The sequence below is a fragment of the Streptomyces sp. NPDC006193 genome (assembly GCF_040613915.1).
In the GTDB taxonomy this organism is placed as follows: domain Bacteria; phylum Actinomycetota; class Actinomycetes; order Streptomycetales; family Streptomycetaceae; genus Streptomyces.
In genome coordinates this window covers 113,337-128,539 of the sequence record NZ_JBEXTB010000003.1, presented here as the reverse complement: position 1 = coordinate 128,539, position 15,203 = coordinate 113,337, and the positions used below count along the sequence as shown (strand labels likewise).

General features: G+C 73.7%; 15 protein-coding genes. 7 read left to right on the top strand and 8 right to left on the bottom strand.

What is annotated here, in order from left to right; translation table 11 throughout:
- Positions 1-14: 14 nt before the first annotated feature.
- The gene (locus ABZ261_RS04360; protein ID WP_356855136.1) at positions 15-506 is read left to right on the top strand and encodes a MarR family transcriptional regulator; all 492 of its coding nucleotides are present in this window, start codon (positions 15-17) and stop codon (positions 504-506) included.
- A gap of 32 nt (positions 507-538) precedes the next feature.
- Here the strand turns inward: ABZ261_RS04360 and ABZ261_RS04355 are convergent, their stop codons facing one another.
- Positions 539-1,327 (bottom strand): hypothetical protein, encoded by a 789-nt coding sequence (locus tag ABZ261_RS04355; protein WP_356855134.1) that lies wholly within the window; start codon positions 1,325-1,327, stop codon positions 539-541.
- A gap of 372 nt (positions 1,328-1,699) precedes the next feature.
- Here ABZ261_RS04355 and ABZ261_RS04350 point away from each other — a divergent pair, with 372 nt between their 5' ends.
- From ABZ261_RS04350 to ABZ261_RS04330, 5 genes are read left to right on the top strand one after another with little or no spacing between them, the layout of a single operon-like run.
- The gene (locus ABZ261_RS04350) at positions 1,700-4,603 is read left to right on the top strand and encodes a nitrate- and nitrite sensing domain-containing protein (RefSeq protein ID WP_356855133.1); all 2,904 of its coding nucleotides are present in this window, start codon (positions 1,700-1,702) and stop codon (positions 4,601-4,603) included.
- Positions 4,600-5,109, top strand: a complete 510-nt coding sequence (locus tag ABZ261_RS04345) for a roadblock/LC7 domain-containing protein (RefSeq protein ID WP_356855132.1) — start codon at positions 4,600-4,602, stop codon at positions 5,107-5,109. Before ABZ261_RS04350 ends, ABZ261_RS04345 begins: the two co-directional genes overlap by 4 nt.
- Complete coding sequence (locus ABZ261_RS04340) at positions 5,106-5,516, top strand: DUF742 domain-containing protein (RefSeq protein ID WP_356855130.1); 411 nt, start codon at positions 5,106-5,108, stop codon at positions 5,514-5,516. The genes ABZ261_RS04345 and ABZ261_RS04340 overlap by 4 nt, the downstream gene beginning before the upstream one ends.
- Complete coding sequence (locus ABZ261_RS04335; protein ID WP_356855128.1) at positions 5,497-6,156, top strand: ATP/GTP-binding protein; 660 nt, start codon at positions 5,497-5,499, stop codon at positions 6,154-6,156. Before ABZ261_RS04340 ends, ABZ261_RS04335 begins: the two co-directional genes overlap by 20 nt.
- Positions 6,157-6,179: 23 nt before the next feature.
- Positions 6,180-7,433, top strand: a complete 1,254-nt coding sequence (locus ABZ261_RS04330) for a styrene monooxygenase/indole monooxygenase family protein (RefSeq protein ID WP_356855126.1) — start codon at positions 6,180-6,182, stop codon at positions 7,431-7,433.
- An 80-nt stretch (positions 7,434-7,513) separates the two neighbouring features.
- On the opposite strand, the gene ABZ261_RS04325 is transcribed toward ABZ261_RS04330, so the two are convergent.
- From ABZ261_RS04325 to ABZ261_RS04305, 5 genes are all read right to left on the bottom strand, one after another.
- Entirely contained in the window at positions 7,514-8,551 is a 1,038-nt protein-coding gene (locus tag ABZ261_RS04325) for a C40 family peptidase (protein WP_356855124.1), read from the bottom strand.
- Between the two features lie 112 nt (positions 8,552-8,663).
- Positions 8,664-8,999 (bottom strand): hypothetical protein, encoded by a 336-nt coding sequence (locus ABZ261_RS04320; RefSeq protein WP_356855122.1) that lies wholly within the window; start codon positions 8,997-8,999, stop codon positions 8,664-8,666.
- A gap of 10 nt (positions 9,000-9,009) precedes the next feature.
- Entirely contained in the window at positions 9,010-9,663 is a 654-nt protein-coding gene (locus tag ABZ261_RS04315; RefSeq protein WP_356855120.1) for a TetR/AcrR family transcriptional regulator, read from the bottom strand.
- Between the two features lie 95 nt (positions 9,664-9,758).
- Positions 9,759-10,097 (bottom strand): peptidase inhibitor family I36 protein, encoded by a 339-nt coding sequence (locus tag ABZ261_RS04310; RefSeq protein WP_356855118.1) that lies wholly within the window; start codon positions 10,095-10,097, stop codon positions 9,759-9,761.
- Between the two features lie 159 nt (positions 10,098-10,256).
- Positions 10,257-11,195, bottom strand: coding sequence for a diiron oxygenase (locus ABZ261_RS04305; RefSeq protein WP_356855116.1), 939 nt, complete (start codon positions 11,193-11,195; stop codon positions 10,257-10,259).
- Between the two features lie 240 nt (positions 11,196-11,435).
- Between ABZ261_RS04305 and ABZ261_RS04300 the strand changes: the two genes are divergently transcribed.
- Positions 11,436-12,251 carry a hypothetical protein gene (locus tag ABZ261_RS04300; protein WP_356855553.1) on the top strand — a complete coding sequence of 272 codons (816 nt, stop codon included), beginning with the start codon at positions 11,436-11,438 and terminating at the stop codon, positions 12,249-12,251.
- A 93-nt stretch (positions 12,252-12,344) separates the two neighbouring features.
- On the opposite strand, the gene ABZ261_RS04295 is transcribed toward ABZ261_RS04300, so the two are convergent.
- A complete protein-coding gene (locus ABZ261_RS04295) occupies positions 12,345-13,802 on the bottom strand; it encodes a penicillin-binding transpeptidase domain-containing protein (RefSeq protein WP_356855551.1) in 1,458 nt (485 codons plus the stop codon).
- Between the two features lie 35 nt (positions 13,803-13,837).
- On the bottom strand, positions 13,838-15,199 hold the full coding sequence (locus tag ABZ261_RS04290; protein ID WP_356855115.1) for an FtsW/RodA/SpoVE family cell cycle protein: 1,362 nt from the start codon (positions 15,197-15,199) through the stop codon (positions 13,838-13,840).
- Positions 15,200-15,203: the final 4 nt, after the last annotated feature.

Below are 15,203 nucleotides of genomic sequence, written 5' to 3'. Positions count from 1 at the left end.
TCAGGGGTGCTGACGTGCACGAGGACGCAAACGGCGGCGCGCGGGGCGTCGCCGCGCAGGGGACGCCCAGTGGTGCAGACCAGGAGTTCCTGGCGCTGGAGCGCGAATTGACCGTGCTGCTCCGGCGCGCCCGGGCCAACCAGGGTGAGATGGCCCGCGCGGTCCACCCCGACCTGGAGTCCTCCGCGTACGGCCTGCTCATCCGCCTGGACGAACTGGGCGGCCAGCGGGCCACGGAACTCGCCGCCTACATCGGCGTCGGCAAGGCGACCATGTCCCGCCAGCTGCGCGCCCTGGAGGAGCTGGGTCTGATCGCCCGGGAACCCGACCCCGCCGACGGCCGCGCCTGGCTCGTCACCCTCACCGCCGAGGGCCGCCGCCGCGTCGGCACGGTCCGCGAGGCCCGCCGCGCCCGCTACGTCCGCCAGCTCGCCCACTGGGACCGCCACGAGGTGGCCGAACTGGCCCGTCTGCTGCACCAGTTGAATCGCGTGATGGAGAAGTAGCCCCGCGGAGGCGGCCCCTCGCGAGCGGCCCCTCACAGTTCCACGTACACCACCGTCGCGTCGTCGTGCGTCTTGCTCCGCCCCAGGAACGCGCGCTCCTCCCGGTCCGCCGTCTCCAGCTCCCGCACCCGGTCGACCAGCGCACGGGCGCCCTCCTTCGCGACCACGTCGAACAGGGCCGTCCAGTCGCCCTCCCGGAACATCTCCGTCCAGCGGGCCGCGCCGTCCGTCAGCGCGGCCAGCGCCCGGGCCTCCCGCCGGGGCAGGGCGCCGGTGACCGCGCGGGAGGCGACCGAGGGGTCGGCGGCGGCCGTGAAGAAACCGCCCTCCTTGTTGCGCAGGTGCGCGTCGACCAGGGCGTCCGTGGCCAGCGCGGAGCGGGGGAGCCGGGCGAGCCGGTCGTCCAGCAGCGGCGTCACCGTGCCGCCCGGACCCTGTACGAGCAGCACGGAGTCGGACAGCACCAGATACTCCACTGCGGCGTCGGACCAGCGGGTCAGGACGACGGTCGCCTGGGGGGTTCGCGGGTGAGAAAGGTCACAGGTGTCCGCGTGGGCGTCGGCGGTCCGGCGGATCGCCCGTCCGAGAATCTCCGGGAGCGTCAGATCTCGGCCGGAAACGGTCAGTTCGGTCAGCGCGCCGCCCAGTCGCGCGGTGAACCAGGGGACCGAATGCAGACAGCCGGCTCCGCCGTCGGGCGGGGTCACCCCGTCCAGGACGACCACGCAACCTCCCTGCCCGGAGGCGGGTAGTCCGACACCGGCGAAGTCCTCGTCGGGGCGGGCCGCGTCGCCGGGTACCGAAACGAGATCAGTGCGCATCCAGCCAGTCTGCACGAGCCCTTCACACCCTCCGCCAAAGGCTGGCAAGCACTGGCGCATCTCAGGGACCCCGCAGGTCAGACGCCTGTTTTGGGGGAGAATGATCCACTCCGGGAAGACGTGGTGGCGAATATTGCCAAAGCCTGCCGCGTGCGTCCAACCGGCCGGCCGCACAAGAGGCCCGCACACGCCAGAGGAACTTGCCCGCCAACTCCCCTCCGATGTTCACTCCTTCGGGTGGCGGGTCAGGTGATGCGCGACCACTGCCCACCGGCGCTGGGAGGGTCGGGAACCGTACGAACCGGGTGTACGCACCACTTGGCACCGAGACGACGGGGCGCCACCCGGGCCCTTGGGTAGACGATTTCAGGAATGCGAGCACCGGTGCAGAAGAAGCGGCCTCGGCGCACAGGCAGTCAGACGGCCCCCGCGGGAACCGTCCCGAAGACCCCCGTGGGCACCGGCCGCCCCACACATGTGCGCAACCGGCTGATCATCGCCGTCGCCGTGGTGGCCGCCGCCATCGCCGGCGCCGGCGCCCCCGCGCTCCTCGGCGCCTCACAGGACGTCGGCGACTCACAGGAACTGGTGACGCTCGCCGCCCGCACCCAGGACGCGCTGACCCTCGCGCACTCGCTCGCCGACGAGCGCGACGAGGTCACCTCCTACGTCGCGGCCGGCCGGCCCCGGTCGAAGGCGCCCTCCGAGGACCGCAGCGCCCGAGTCGACCGGCAGGTCGAGGAACTGCGCGCCGACTCCGGCACCCCGGCGGGCCTGCGCGCCGCCCTCGACGGCATAGAGGCCGTCCGCCGCGGCGCCCTCACCGGCAAGACCACGGCCCTGCAGACCCACCAGGCGTACTCGGCGGCGATCACCGCACTGCACCGGCTCGCCGAGCAGCTGGCCGAGCAGATGCCCCCGCGGGCCGGCTCCGGCGCCCACGCACTTGCCGCGCTGGACTCCGCCGTCCAGCAGTCCGCCGCCGCCCGCGGGCTGCTGCTGGCCGCGCTGAACGTGCCCTCGCGCACCCGGACGGTGATCGACCCCACCACCGGCCTGCCGAGCACCTCCGCCACCACCGGCGAGGCGGAACGCAAGCGGCGCGACGCGCTCACCGCCGCCGCGCAGCAGGCCCGCCTGCGCGCCGACGCGGCCCTCGCCGACTTCCGCGAGACCGCCCCCAAGGCCGCCGCGAACGCCTACGACTCCACGGTCACCGGCCCGGAGGTCAACTCGGCCGACAAGTACCTGGCCTCGCTCACCGACCAGCCGACGCTCGCCGACAGCGAGCTCACCACCGACGTCAAGAAGCTGGACGCGGCCCTGTCCGCCCGCGTCGACCTCATGCGCGGCGCCGAGTCCGCGCTCTACGACCACCGCACCAAGGACCTCGAGAAGCTCCGGGACGACGACGTCACCGCCCTGGAAATCCGCGTCGCGGTCCTCGGCGCGCTGATGCTGGTCGCGGTCGGCGTCGCCACGGCCATGGCCCGCAGCCTGACCCGCCCCCTGTCGGTCCTGCGCCGCGGCTCGGCCCGCCTCGCGGAGTCCGAGGACCCCACGGCCCAGGAGCCGATCGCCTTCACGGGCCGCAACGACGAGTTCGCCCAGGTGGTCCGCTCCGTCAACGCCCTGCACGCGCACGCCGTGGCCCTCCACGAGCGCGTCGCCACCCTGGAGACCGACCGCAAGCACCTGGTCGGCCAGCGCCAGAAGATGGCCGACGCCCGCGAGGAACTGCGCGCCGAGCTCGCCGAGTCCGCAGCCCAGCTGGAGCGGCTGCGCGCCAGCATCGGCGGCACCTTCGTCAACCTCGCGCTGCGCACCCTCGGCCTGGTCGAACGCCAGCTCGCCGTCATCGAGGGCCTGGAGGACCGGGAGCAGGACCCCGACCGCCTCGCCACCCTGTTCAAGCTCGACCACTTCGCCACGGTCATGCGCCGGCACAGCGAGAACCTCCTGGTCCTCGCCGGCACCGAGCACGTCCAGCAGCACCCCGGCCCGGTGCCGCTGGTCGACGTGGTCCGGGCGGCGGTCAGCGAGATCGAACGCTACGAGCGCGTCCGCATCGCGGCGCTCCCCCCGCACGCGCACATCGCCGGCTTCGCCGCCGACGACCTCTCCCACCTGCTGGCCGAGCTGATGGAGAACGCCACCTCGTTCTCCCCGCCGGACCTGCCGGTGGAGGTCTCCGGCTGGCTGCTGGAATCCGGTGAGGTCATGCTCTCGGTGCAGGACGAGGGCATCGGCATGACCGAGGAGCGCCTCGCCCGGCTCAACGCCCGCCTCACCGAGTTCGACCCCGAGGCCCCCTACGAGCAGGAGGGCGACGACGGCCTCGGCCTCGGCCTGTACGTGGTCGCCCGCCTCGCCCACCGCCACGGCGTCCGCGTCCAGCTGCGCGAGCAGAAGCAGGGCGGCATCGCGGCGGTCGTGGTCCTCCCGGAGCCCCTGCTCACCGAGGCCCCGCCGGCGGCGCTCCCGCCCCAGGCCGCGGCCCCCGGCGGCACCGGCGCCTTCACCCTGCCCGGCGCCCACGCCGAGGCCAACTCCAACGTCCTTCCCGCCCGCGGGAAGCACACCGACCCGCTGGTCGCCCTGGCGGAGCAGGCGGTACGCGACGCCGGCGCGGCCGGTACCGCCCGGCGGGCCGGCGACACCGCCGGCGCCGGCGAGGGGAAGACCCCGGCGCCGGACTCTGCCGGGCCGGGCGCCGACGGCGGCGACCCGGCGGACCGCCCGGTCCACGAGCAGGCCGGCCGGCCCGCACGGGACGCGGAGACCCGCCCGAAGGCCCCGGCGGAGACCTACGCCGAGACGACGATGGAGCTCCTGCTCCCGGACCCGCACGGGGAGCCGGCGCAGCCGGACGGGCCGGAGCGGAGCCCGCGGCGCCACGACCCGGCCGCGGCCGACGGCGAGCGGACCCCGCACCAGGCGCCCGCACCCGGCGACGAGAGCCGCACGGCCGGCGCGGACGGGACCGAGCACCACCCCGACGACGAAGCCGGGGCGGAGGACCAGCTCACCAGCAAGGGCCTCCCCAAGCGCACACCCAGGATCACCGCACCCACCGCCCCGCCCCGCCAGCGCAGCACCAGCGTGGACGCCGAGGCTCTGCGCCGCAGGCTCGGCGGCTTCCGCCGCGGTGCCGAGGCCGGTTACCGCCATGTGGAGGCGGAGATCGCCGAACAGACGGCCAGCCACCAGCGGCCGGCCGGCCACGCACACGCCGAAGAAGCCACGGGGGGCACAGCCGAGGAGGCAAGCAGTTGACCGCGCCCACTACCTACGGACTGAGCAGTGAAGCCCGCAACCTGCACTGGCTGCTGACCAATCTGGTCGAGGAAGTACCCGGCATCCAGTCCGTCGCCGTGGTCTCCTCGGACGGTCTGCTGCTGCTGTCGTCCGACCCGGGCCACACGGAGGAGGCCCGTCAGACCCGCGGCAGCCGGCGCACCGGCCCGCGGGGCTCCTCCGCCGACCTCGCCACCATCGTCTCCGGCATCGGCAGCCTCACCGTCGGCGCCGCCAAGCTGATGGCGTTCGGCGGGGTCAAGCACACGATGGTCGCGATGGAGGAGGGCAGTCTGTTCGTGATGTCGATCAGCGACGGCTCGCTGCTCGGCGTGCACGGTTCCGCCGAGTGCGACATGAGCGTGGTGGCGTACCACATGGCGCTGTTCGTGGGCCGCGCCGGACATGTGCTGACGCCGGAACTGCGCAGCGAGCTGCGCAAGTCCCTGGAGACGTCCACGGAGTCGACCGGGAGCGCCCGATGAGCGGTGCGTCCAGGCAGCTCCCGGTCCGCGGCGGTGATCGCAAACCCGCCCGGGTCCGCCCCTACTCGCTCACCGGCGGCCGTACCCGCTTCGGCCACGTCCTCCTCGTGGAGACGTTCGTGGCCGCGCTGGAGGCCCCCGAGGAGCGCAAGGAACTGACGAACGGCTCCCTCACCACCCGGGTCATGCCGGAGATGCGGGCCATCGTCGAACTGTGCCGCCGTATGCGCACGGTGGCTGAGATCGCCGCGCTGCTGAAGATGCCGCTCGGCGTGGTCCGCGTGCTCCTCAGCGATCTCGCGGACCAGGGAAAGATCCGTGTGTACGGAACCGGAACCGGTCACGGCACCGGCCGCCCGGACCGAGCGCTGCTGGAAAGGGTGCTGAGTGGACTCCGCCGTCTCTGACGCCGCCGCCTCCGCCGTCGGAGGCGCCTCCCTCGTCGCCGGCTTCACCGAGCCCGACGAGGACCTGAAGTCCTGGCAGACGGACCGCACCCGGGCCCCCATCGCCACGAAGATCGTGGTCGCCGGGGGCTTCGGCGTGGGCAAGACCACGCTGGTCACGTCCGTCTCGGAGATCACGCCCCTGCAGACCGAGGCGCTGATGACCGAGGCCAGCGAGGGCACCGACGACCTGTCCGCCACGCCGGACAAGCTGACCACCACCGTGGCCATGGACTTCGGCCGCATCACGCTCGACGACGACCTGGTGCTCTACCTGTTCGGCACGCCGGGTCAGCAGCGGTTCTGGTTCATGTGGGACGACCTGGTGCGCGGCGCGATAGGCGCCGTCGTCATGGCGGACACCCGCCGTCTGAAGGACTGCTTCCCGGCGCTGGACTACTTCGAGAGCTGCGGGCTGCCGTACGTCGTCGCGGTCAACCACTTCGACGGCAGCGAGCGGTTCGAGCCGGAGGACGTACGGGAGGCCCTGACGATCCCCGTGCACGTCCCTGTCATGATCATGGATGCGCGGCGCCGGATCTCGGTGATCGAGACCCTCCTGGCCCTGGTGGGCCACGCGCTGGACGCAACCCCCGAGTAGTCCCTGTTAGGAGCACCACCCGCATGCGGAAGATACTCGTCGTCGGAGCCGGCCAGTCCGGGCTCCAGCTCGCCCTCGGCCTGCAGTCGCACGGCTACGAGGTCACCCTGATGTCGAACCGGACCGCGGACGAGATCCGCTCCGGCCGGGTCATGTCGACGCAGTGCATGTTCGACACCGCTCTGCAGCACGAGCGCGATCTCCAGCTGAACTTCTGGGAGTCCCAGGCCCCGAAGATCGAAGGACTCGGCGTCTCGGTCGCGGCCCCCGGCTCCCACGACCCGGGCCCCACCCAGCGGGCCATCGACTGGGTGGGCCGGCTGGACGGGTACGCGCAGTCGGTCGACCAGCGGGTCAAGATGGCGGGCTGGATGGAGACCTTCGCGCAGCGCGGCGGCCAGCTCGTCATCCACGGCGCGGCGGTCGGCGACCTCGACTACTTCTCCCGCGCCTACGACCTCGTGATGGTGGCGGCCGGCAAGGGCGAACTGGTGTCGATGTTCGCCCGCGACCCGGAGCGCTCCCCGTACAGCGAGCCGCAGCGGGCGCTGGCGGTGGCGTACGTCCACGGGCTCGGCCCGCGTCCCGAGCACCCGGACTTCCTGGCGGTGCGCTGCAACCTGGTCCCCGGCGTCGGCGAGCTGTTCGTCATGCCGACGCTGACCACCTCCGGCCCGGCCGACATCCTGTTCTGGGAGGGCATACCCGGCGGCCCGCTCGACGTCTTCGCGGGCGTCAAGGACCCGGCGGAGCACCTCTCCCTGACCCTGGAACTCATGGAGAAGTTCACTCCCTGGGAGTACGCGCGGGCCACGAAGGTCGAACTGACCGACGCCGGCGGCACGCTGGCCGGCCGTTACGCCCCGACCGTCCGCAACCCCGTCGGGCGGCTGCCCTCCGGCGGCCTGGTCCTCGGCGTGGCCGACGTGGTCGTCGCCAACGACCCGATCACCGGCCAGGGCGCCAACTCGGCGTCCAAGTGCGCGGCCGCCTACCTCGCGTCGATCCTCGAGCGGGGCGACAAGCCGTTCGACGAGGAGTGGATGCGGGCCACCTTCGACCGGTACTGGGCCACCGCGCAGCACGTCACCAAGTGGACCAACGCCATGCTGGCCCCGCCGCCGGAGCACGTGCTGAACCTCATCGGCGCCGCCGGGCAGCTGCAGCCGGTGGCGGACCGCTTCGCCAACGCCTTCAACGACCCGGCCGACTTCGAGAACTTCTTCTACGACCCGGAGAAGACCGGGGCCTACCTGGCGTCCGTCACCGGGGCCTGACGGCGTCCCGCCCGCCCCGCACGTCCCGTTCCGCGCCTTCCGGGCGCCCGCCTCCCCCAGGCGGGCGCCCGGCGGCGTTCTCACCGGGCGGAGTCGTCCGGGCGGACGGCGCCGAGCACCGGATAGGACGCGAGCGGCGAGACGGTCACCTTGCCGCCCGGCCGCGGCGCCTGGACGACCTTGCCGTCCCCGACGTACATCGCCACGTGCGTCGCCTCGGGGAAGTAGACCACCAGGTCCCCCGGGCGGAGGTCCCTGAGCGGGACCTTCCGCAGCCGCTGCCACTGCTCCTGGCTGGTGCGCGGGATCGGGGTGCCGGCGTGGGACCAGGCCTCGGCGGTCAGGCCCGAGCAGTCGTACGCGTCGGGGCCCTGCGCGCCCCAGGCGTACGGCTTGCCGAGCTGGTCGAGGGCGTAGTGGACCGCGCGGTCGCCGGCCGGTGAGGCGGGGCGGGCGGCGGGCAGGGCGCCCGCGGCGGTCAGGCGCTGCTGGGCCGCGGTGACCGACTGCTGCTCCAGCCGGGCCACGGCCGCGAGCTGGTCCGCGCTGAGGCCGGCCAGCATGCGCTCCACGCCGGCCAGGCTCGCCCGCACCTCGTCGCGCTGTCTGCGCTGCCGGCCGGCCAGCGTCTGCTGGGTGTCCAGGGCCTTGCGGGCCGCCCGGGCCAGCGCGTCCTTCCGTTCCTCCGCGGCGGTCAGCCGGGCCACCGTCCTCACCCTCGCGCGCGCCAGCTCGCCGATGACGTGTCCCTCGTCCAGCGCGTGCTGCGGGTCGGGGGCGAGCAGGAGGCGGACGTAGGGGCCGAGCCCGCCGCTGTTCTGGTACTGCTGGCGGGCCAGGCGTCCGGCGTCGGCCCGGCCGCCCTGCAGGGCGAGCCGGGCGCGGGCCAGTTCGGCGTCGAGGCGGGCCACCTCGGCGCGCTGCCGCCGCAGTTGCTCGCTCGTGGCGTTGTAGGTCTCGGTGGCCTGTTCGGTCTGCCGGTACAGCCGCTGAAGGTCCGTCAGCAGCCGGGCGACGGACGGCTGCGGGTCCGGCGCGGCCGCGGCCGGTACGGGCGCGAGGACGGCCTGGGCCGCGACCGCGGCCGTACAGGCCCAACGCAGAAGCACTCCTGACACGTCATCACCTCGGATGCGGGGAGACGGACGCTCCGCCTCTCGTATGAAAGGTGATAATCAGACGTGTCGGCCCGGTTCAGGGGGGACGCCTGCGCGAGACGGCGCAGCGCTTTCACCCCTTCGCGTCATCCGGCTTGCCGGACGGCCCGGCGTCCGGTCGCGACCACGGCCACCTGAGCCTGCCGCCGGACCGGTCGTCCGGGTCGTACCGGTACGTCCAGCCCTGGACCAGCCCCAGCCTCGCCCACGCCCGGCCCCGCCCCCGCGAGGGGGCGCCGCCGTGCCCGCGCGGGACGCGCCGGTAGACCAGCACCGTGGGCGGGCCGCCCGCCGGGTCGGGGACGGGAATGCGGTACGTCTTCGGGGGATGCCCGGTGGGGCCCAGCAGCACGGGCAGCACGCGCCCGTCCATGGGGCCGCCCTCGAACGGGGTGTCCTGGCTCTTCACGGTTCCAGTCTCAGCCTTCCCCGGTGAGCGCGCCGACGAGGGCGGCCGTCTGCGGGTCCCGGCCCGCGGTGACGGTGAGGACGGCCATGAACTGCTCCACCAGCCAGTCGCGCAGCTCCCCGGCCGGGGGCTGCCGGCCCTCGTCCAGCCAGATCAGGGAGGCCGCCTCCACGGCGGTGATCCACATCCGGACGGTCATGCGCAGCCGGGGGCCGGGTCCGGTGACGCCCAGGTGCCGGTAGATGTGCTCGGCGGCGACCCGGCGCACCTCGTCGACGATGGCGGTGGTGCGGGAGGTCTCCACCACGCTGCCCCCCTGCAGCAGCGCGCTGAAGCCGGTGCCGTGCTGGTCCACGAAGGCCAGATAGCGGTCCAGGGCGCGGGACAGGCGGAGCATCGGCGGGCCCTCGCGGGGCTCGTCGAAGCACTGCTGGAGCTCGTCGGCGGCCGACCGCAGCGCGGCCTCGTACAGCTGCTGCTTGCCGCCCGGGAAGTACCGGTAGACCAGCGGCCGCGAGACCCCGGCCGCCTCCGCCACGTCGTCCAGCGAGACGTCCTCGGGGGCGCGGTGCGCGAAGAGGTCCAGCGCGGCGCCGAGCAGCTGGCTGCGGCGCTCCTCGACGCTGAGCCGGCGGTAGGCGGGGGTGGGGGCCTGCGGGGTCATGAGCCGCAGGGTAACCGGGCGGCCGGGATCGCGCTGGCCGGGCCGGAGGCCGGCCCCGGCCCGGAGGCCGGAGCCGGCCGTGCGGTGGCCGTCGGTCAGTTGGCGGCCTTGAAGCTCATGACGGGGAACGGGAACCCGTCGCCGGTCTTCACGCCCCAGTTCATGGAGAAGACGGAGCCCTTGCAGTCCTTCTTGGAGTACAGGTTGAGCATGTGCCGCGTGTTGTTGTTGATCGACCGGGCACCGACGGAACGGCTGTCGTAGCACTGGCCGAGCTGAGTGTTGATCTTGCCGGTCCGGCCCGTGAAGTGCTCCCCGGACCAGACGCAGGTGTAGTTCTTCTCGCAGTCCCCGCTCGCGGCCTGGGCGGGTGTGGTCATGACGGCCACGCCGATGCATCCGGCGGCGGCCATCACACCCGCAGAGCGGGCCATGCGCTTGACAATGGTCACTTCGAACCCCGTGTGTCTGATGTCGGTCGACGACTGCGACCACGGCAATCACATGATCACCCCGGCCGCGGCGCCAGCCTAACCGAACCGCCGGCACGAGCCGGCTCACCGGGCCCGCGGCCGCCCCGCCCCCGGCCCGCGCTACGCCAGCAGCCCCGACGACCGCCACAGCCGGCGGCCGACGCCCCGCAGGACGCCGATGTCGTCCAGGAAGTCGGTCAGCCGCTTCGCCCCCGTCTGCATGACCTCCCGCCGGTGCCCGCTCGCCTTCACCTGCGCGAGGGCCTCCCGCCTGTCGAGGCCGACGGCGGTGTACACCGCGGGGTTCACGAAGGCGACCGAGAACACCCGTGCGAACTCCCCGGACGTGATCCGGGTGAACTCCCGCGACCACCTCGGCGCGGTCACCATCTGGCGCCGCAGCTCCTCACGGGCGTACCGGACGTGCCGCGCCTCCTCCACCACGTGGATCCGCGTGACGCCCCGGATCAGCGGCTGGACCCGCTCGTCGGGGAACGTCAGCCGCTGCATCCAGTCCAGGACCTCCTCGCCGAGCAGCGTGGCGGTGAAGGAGCCGGGGGTCGTGGAGACCGTCTTGAACAGGCGCCCGAGGTTCTGGTGGACCCGGCTGACCGGGTACCAGGGCGTGCCGCCGTGCGCGATGAGCCGCGCGAACATCTTCGAGTGCCGGCACTCGTCCTCGATCTCGGTGAGCGCGTACCGCACGTGCGCGCTGGTCGCCGCCTTGTCGTAGATGTGCCGCACCAGCAGCTGCATCAGGATGATCTCGAACCAGATGCCGAGCGAGGCCAGCGCCGCCGCCTCGTGCCGGGAGAGCAGGATGCGCTGCTCCTCGCCCATCCGCTTCCACAGCGGGGTGCCGTAGAGGGACACCAGCTCCGGCGGCCAGAACCACTTGCCCTCCTCGAAGGGCGCGTCCCAGTCCAGCTCCTCGTCCGGGTCGAAGGAGTGCCTGGCGGAAGAGACGAGCAGCCGTTCGGCCACCTGTTCCCGGTCCTTGAGCAGGCCGAGCGCGTCGCGCAGTCCGTCCACCGCGTCCGCTTCCGTCAGGGTCGTCATGGCTCCCTCACCTCGTTGCCCGGGGGTAGTCGTCCGTTCTTATGAGACTGCCTGTCAGCAAGGGCGTCAATCCCCCGCGCAGCACTTGCCGGCCCGGCCACGTTGAACGCTTCGCCGCGGAGGAACGGGCACGGGCGGCCGAGGCGGAGGCGGCGATCGGGTCGGGCGCCGCGGAGACCCGACCGGACGGGGTGCGATGCCGGTCCCGTCACCCGGGTGCAGTAGCGTGCTGGCGTGTCCATGCCTCCGCCGCCGCAGCAGCCGCAGTACCCGTACGGCCAGCCCCCGCACTCCCCGCAGCCCCCCGGGCCCTACGGCTCGCCGTACCCCCAGCAGCAGCCCTACCCGCCCCAGCCCTACCCCCAGCAGCCGCCCTACCCGCAGCCGCCCTACCCCGCCTGGGGCGCGCCGCCCATGGGCCCGCCCCCGAGGAAACGCCGGGTCGGCCTGGTGCTCGGCATCGTCGGCGGCGTCGTCGCCTCGGTGACCGTGGTGCTCGTCCTGATCGGGGTCGCGGCCGGCAGCGGCTTCCCCGAGGCGAAGAACAGGCTGACCCTGCCGCACACGTTGCTGGACGACGAGTACACGCTCGCCCAGGACCTGTCCGGCACCGAGGGCAAGAAGGTCGAGCAGGAGGCCGACGGCGCCTGGGACGCCAAGGACATCCACGCCGCGGTCGGCCGCTACAGCCCGGACGGCGGCGAGTCCCAGGGCATGCTGCTCGTGTCCGGCATGTACGGCCGGTTCAAGAACGAGGCGGCGGTCCGCCGGAACATGCTCAAGGGCGCCGCCGAGTCCGGCAGCGTGACGGTCGAGGAGCCGCCGCGGGACGTCACCCCCGCCGGCGCGGAGACCACCGTCCTGTGCCAGGTCCTCACCCAGAAGACCTCGCTCGCCGAGCTGACCTACCCGGTCTGCGCCTGGGCGGACGGCAACACGGCGGCCGTCGTCGGCGAGATCACCACGTCCGGGAAGGACCCCGCCGACGTGGACCTGGACGCGGCCGCCCGCAACACCCTGAAAATCCGCACCGAGATGCTCCAGCCGGTCGGCTGACGGCATCGGCCGGCGCGGCCCCGGCGCCGGCGGCGTTCCCCGAGCCCTTCCGCGGCCCCGGGACGGAGCCGCCCGCCGCCGGGGCCCGCCGCCTCACCGGTCGAGAACCGCCCGCATCACCTCCTTGGCGATCGGCGCCGCGTCCCCGCCGCCGCTGATCTCGCCCCGGTCCGCCGAGGCGTCCTCCACCACCACCGCGACCGCCACCTGCGGCTCCGGCGCGTCCTCCGGCTGCGCCCAGGAGACGAACCACGCGTACGGCGCCCCGGAGTTGCCGATGCCGTGCTGGGCGGTGCCGGTCTTGCCGCCGACGACCGCGCCGGGGAGGGCCGCCCGGGTGCCGGTGCCGTCCCGGACCACGCCGGCCATCAGCTCCTTCAGCCGGGCCGCCGTGGAGGGCCGCATCACCTGCCGCCCCGGACGGGCCCCGCTCCCGGCGACCGTCTCGCCGCCGTGCCGGACGGTGCGCTCCACCAGGTACGGCGGGCGCAGCCGGCCGCCGTCGGCGACCGCCGCCGCGACCATCGCCATCTGCAGCGGCGTGGCCCGCGTGTTGTACTGCCCGATGGAGGACAGTGCGAGCTGCGCCCGGTCCACCCGCGTGTCGAAGGTGCTCGGCGACACGGCGAACGGGATGCGCAGGTCGGGGTCGTTGAATCCGAACGCCTGGGCGGTGGTCGCCATGTCCCGCACGCCCACGTCCACCCCCAGCTTGGCGAAGACCGTGTTGCAGGACCACTCGAAGGCCTCCCGTACCGAGGCGTCCGCGCAGCCGTCGCCCTCGTTGGTCAGCCGGGTGGTGGTGCCGGGCAGCCGGTAGGGGTCGGGGGAGTCGGTCGGCGCGTCCAGGTCCGTGACCACGCCCGCGTCCAGCGCCGCCGCCGCGGTGACCACCTTGAACGTCGAACCCGGCGGATAGGTCTGCCGCACCGCCCGGTTGAGCATCGGCTTCTCCGGGTCGTGGTTGAGCCGGGCCCACGCCGACGCCACCGCCTCGCTGTTGCCGGACAGCTCGGAGGGGTCGTACGACGGGCTCGTCACCAGGGCCAGGACACGGCCCGTGGCCGGCTCGATCGCGGCCACCGCGCCCTTGCGTCCGGCGAGTCCCCGGTACGCGGCCTCCTGCGCCCGCCGGTCCAGGGTCGTGGCGACGTCCCCGCCGGGCGTCCGGCCGCGCGTCACGTCCCGCCACACCGGCAGCGGCGCCAGCATCGGGTCGGTGCCGGCGAGCACCCCGTCCTCGGTGTGCTCCAGGAACGTGGTGCCGTACGTCTGCGAGGCGAAGCCGGTGACCGGTGCGTACAACGGGCCGTCCCGGTAGGTGCGTTCCCAGCGCAGCTGCTCGCCGGTGTCCACGGAACCCGTGACCGGCTCGCCGTCCACCAGGATGTTCCCGCGCGGCTGCTGGTACCGGGCGATCACGGCCCGGCGGTTGGCCGGGTTGCCGTCGTACGCGCCGGACTGGACGACCTGCACCCGGGTGGCGTTGACCAGCAGGGCCGTCAGCAGCAGGGCGCAGAACCCCGAGGCGTGCCGGATGTACCGGGCCATCGGCCGCCCGCCGTCGGGGAAGGGGCCGTACTCGCTCACGGCGCCTCCCGGCCGTCGTACTGGCTGCGCGCCGAGTCGCTCACCCGGACCAGCAGCGCCACGATCGCCCAGTTGGTGACCACCGAGGAGCCGCCCTGGGCGAGGAACGGCATCGCCATGCCGGTCAGCGGGATCAGCCCGGTGACCCCGCCCGCGATCACGAACACCTGCAGCGCCACGATCGAGGCGAGCCCCACCGCGAGGAGCCGGCCGAACGGCTCGCGCAGCGCCAGGCCCGCCCGGTAGCCGCGCTCCACCAGCAGCGCGTACAGCAGCACGATCGCCGCGAGTCCCGCGAGGCCCAGCTCCTCACCGGCGGTCGCCAGGATGAAGTCCGACTTGACGGCGAAGCCGATCAGGATCGAGTGCCCGAGCCCCAGCCCGGTGCCGAGGACCCCGCCCGCGGCGAACGCGAACAGGGACTGGGCGAGCTGGTTGGGGCCCTGCCCGGCCTCGATGGTGGCGAACGGGTGCAGCCAGTCCTCGATCCGCCCGTGGACGTGCGGTTCCAGCCGCCCGACGGCCACGGCGCCGAGCACGGCCAGCAGCAGCCCGACCGCGATCCACCCGGTCCGCCCGGTGGCCACGTACAGCAGCACCACGAACAGCCCGAAGAACAGCAGCGAGGTCCCGAGGTCCCGTTCCAGGACGAGCACGCCCACGCTCACCAGCCAGATCGTCAGGATCGGCCCGAGCACCCGCCCGGTCGGGAACTGCATCCGCCACAGCCGGCGGCCGGCGTACGCGAGCGCGCTGCGGTTGGCGGCCAGATAGGCGGCGAAGAACACCGCGAGCAGCACCTTCGCGAACTCGCCCGGCTGGATGGAGAACCCGGCGACCCGGATCCAGATCCGGGCGCCGTTGACCGCCGGGAACAGGATCGGCAGCACCAGGAGGACGAGGGCGGCCACCACGCACACGTACGCGTACCGCTGCAGCACCCGGTGGTCGCGCAGCACCAGCACGACAGCGATGAACAGGGCCACCCCGAGCGTGGACCACACCAGCTGGGTGGGTGCCGCCCGGTCGCCCGGCGTCTCCAGGTCCAGCCGGTAGATCAGCACCAGCCCGAGCCCGTTGAGCAGCACGCCGATGGGCAGCGGCAGCGGATCGGCGTAGGGCGCCCGGATCCGGACCGCCAGGTGCGCGAACAGGGCGAGCACACCGAGCCCGGCGCCGTACCCGGCGGCGCCGGGCGGGACGGCGCCGGTCCTCGCCAGCCCCACCGCGCAGTAGCCGTACACGGACAGGAGCACGGCCAGCACGATCAGGGAGAGCTCGACGCCCCGGCGCCGGGGGAGGCGTACGGCGCGCGGGGGAGCGGGGGCCGCCGCCACGGTGGTTCCGGCCTTCGTCATGCCC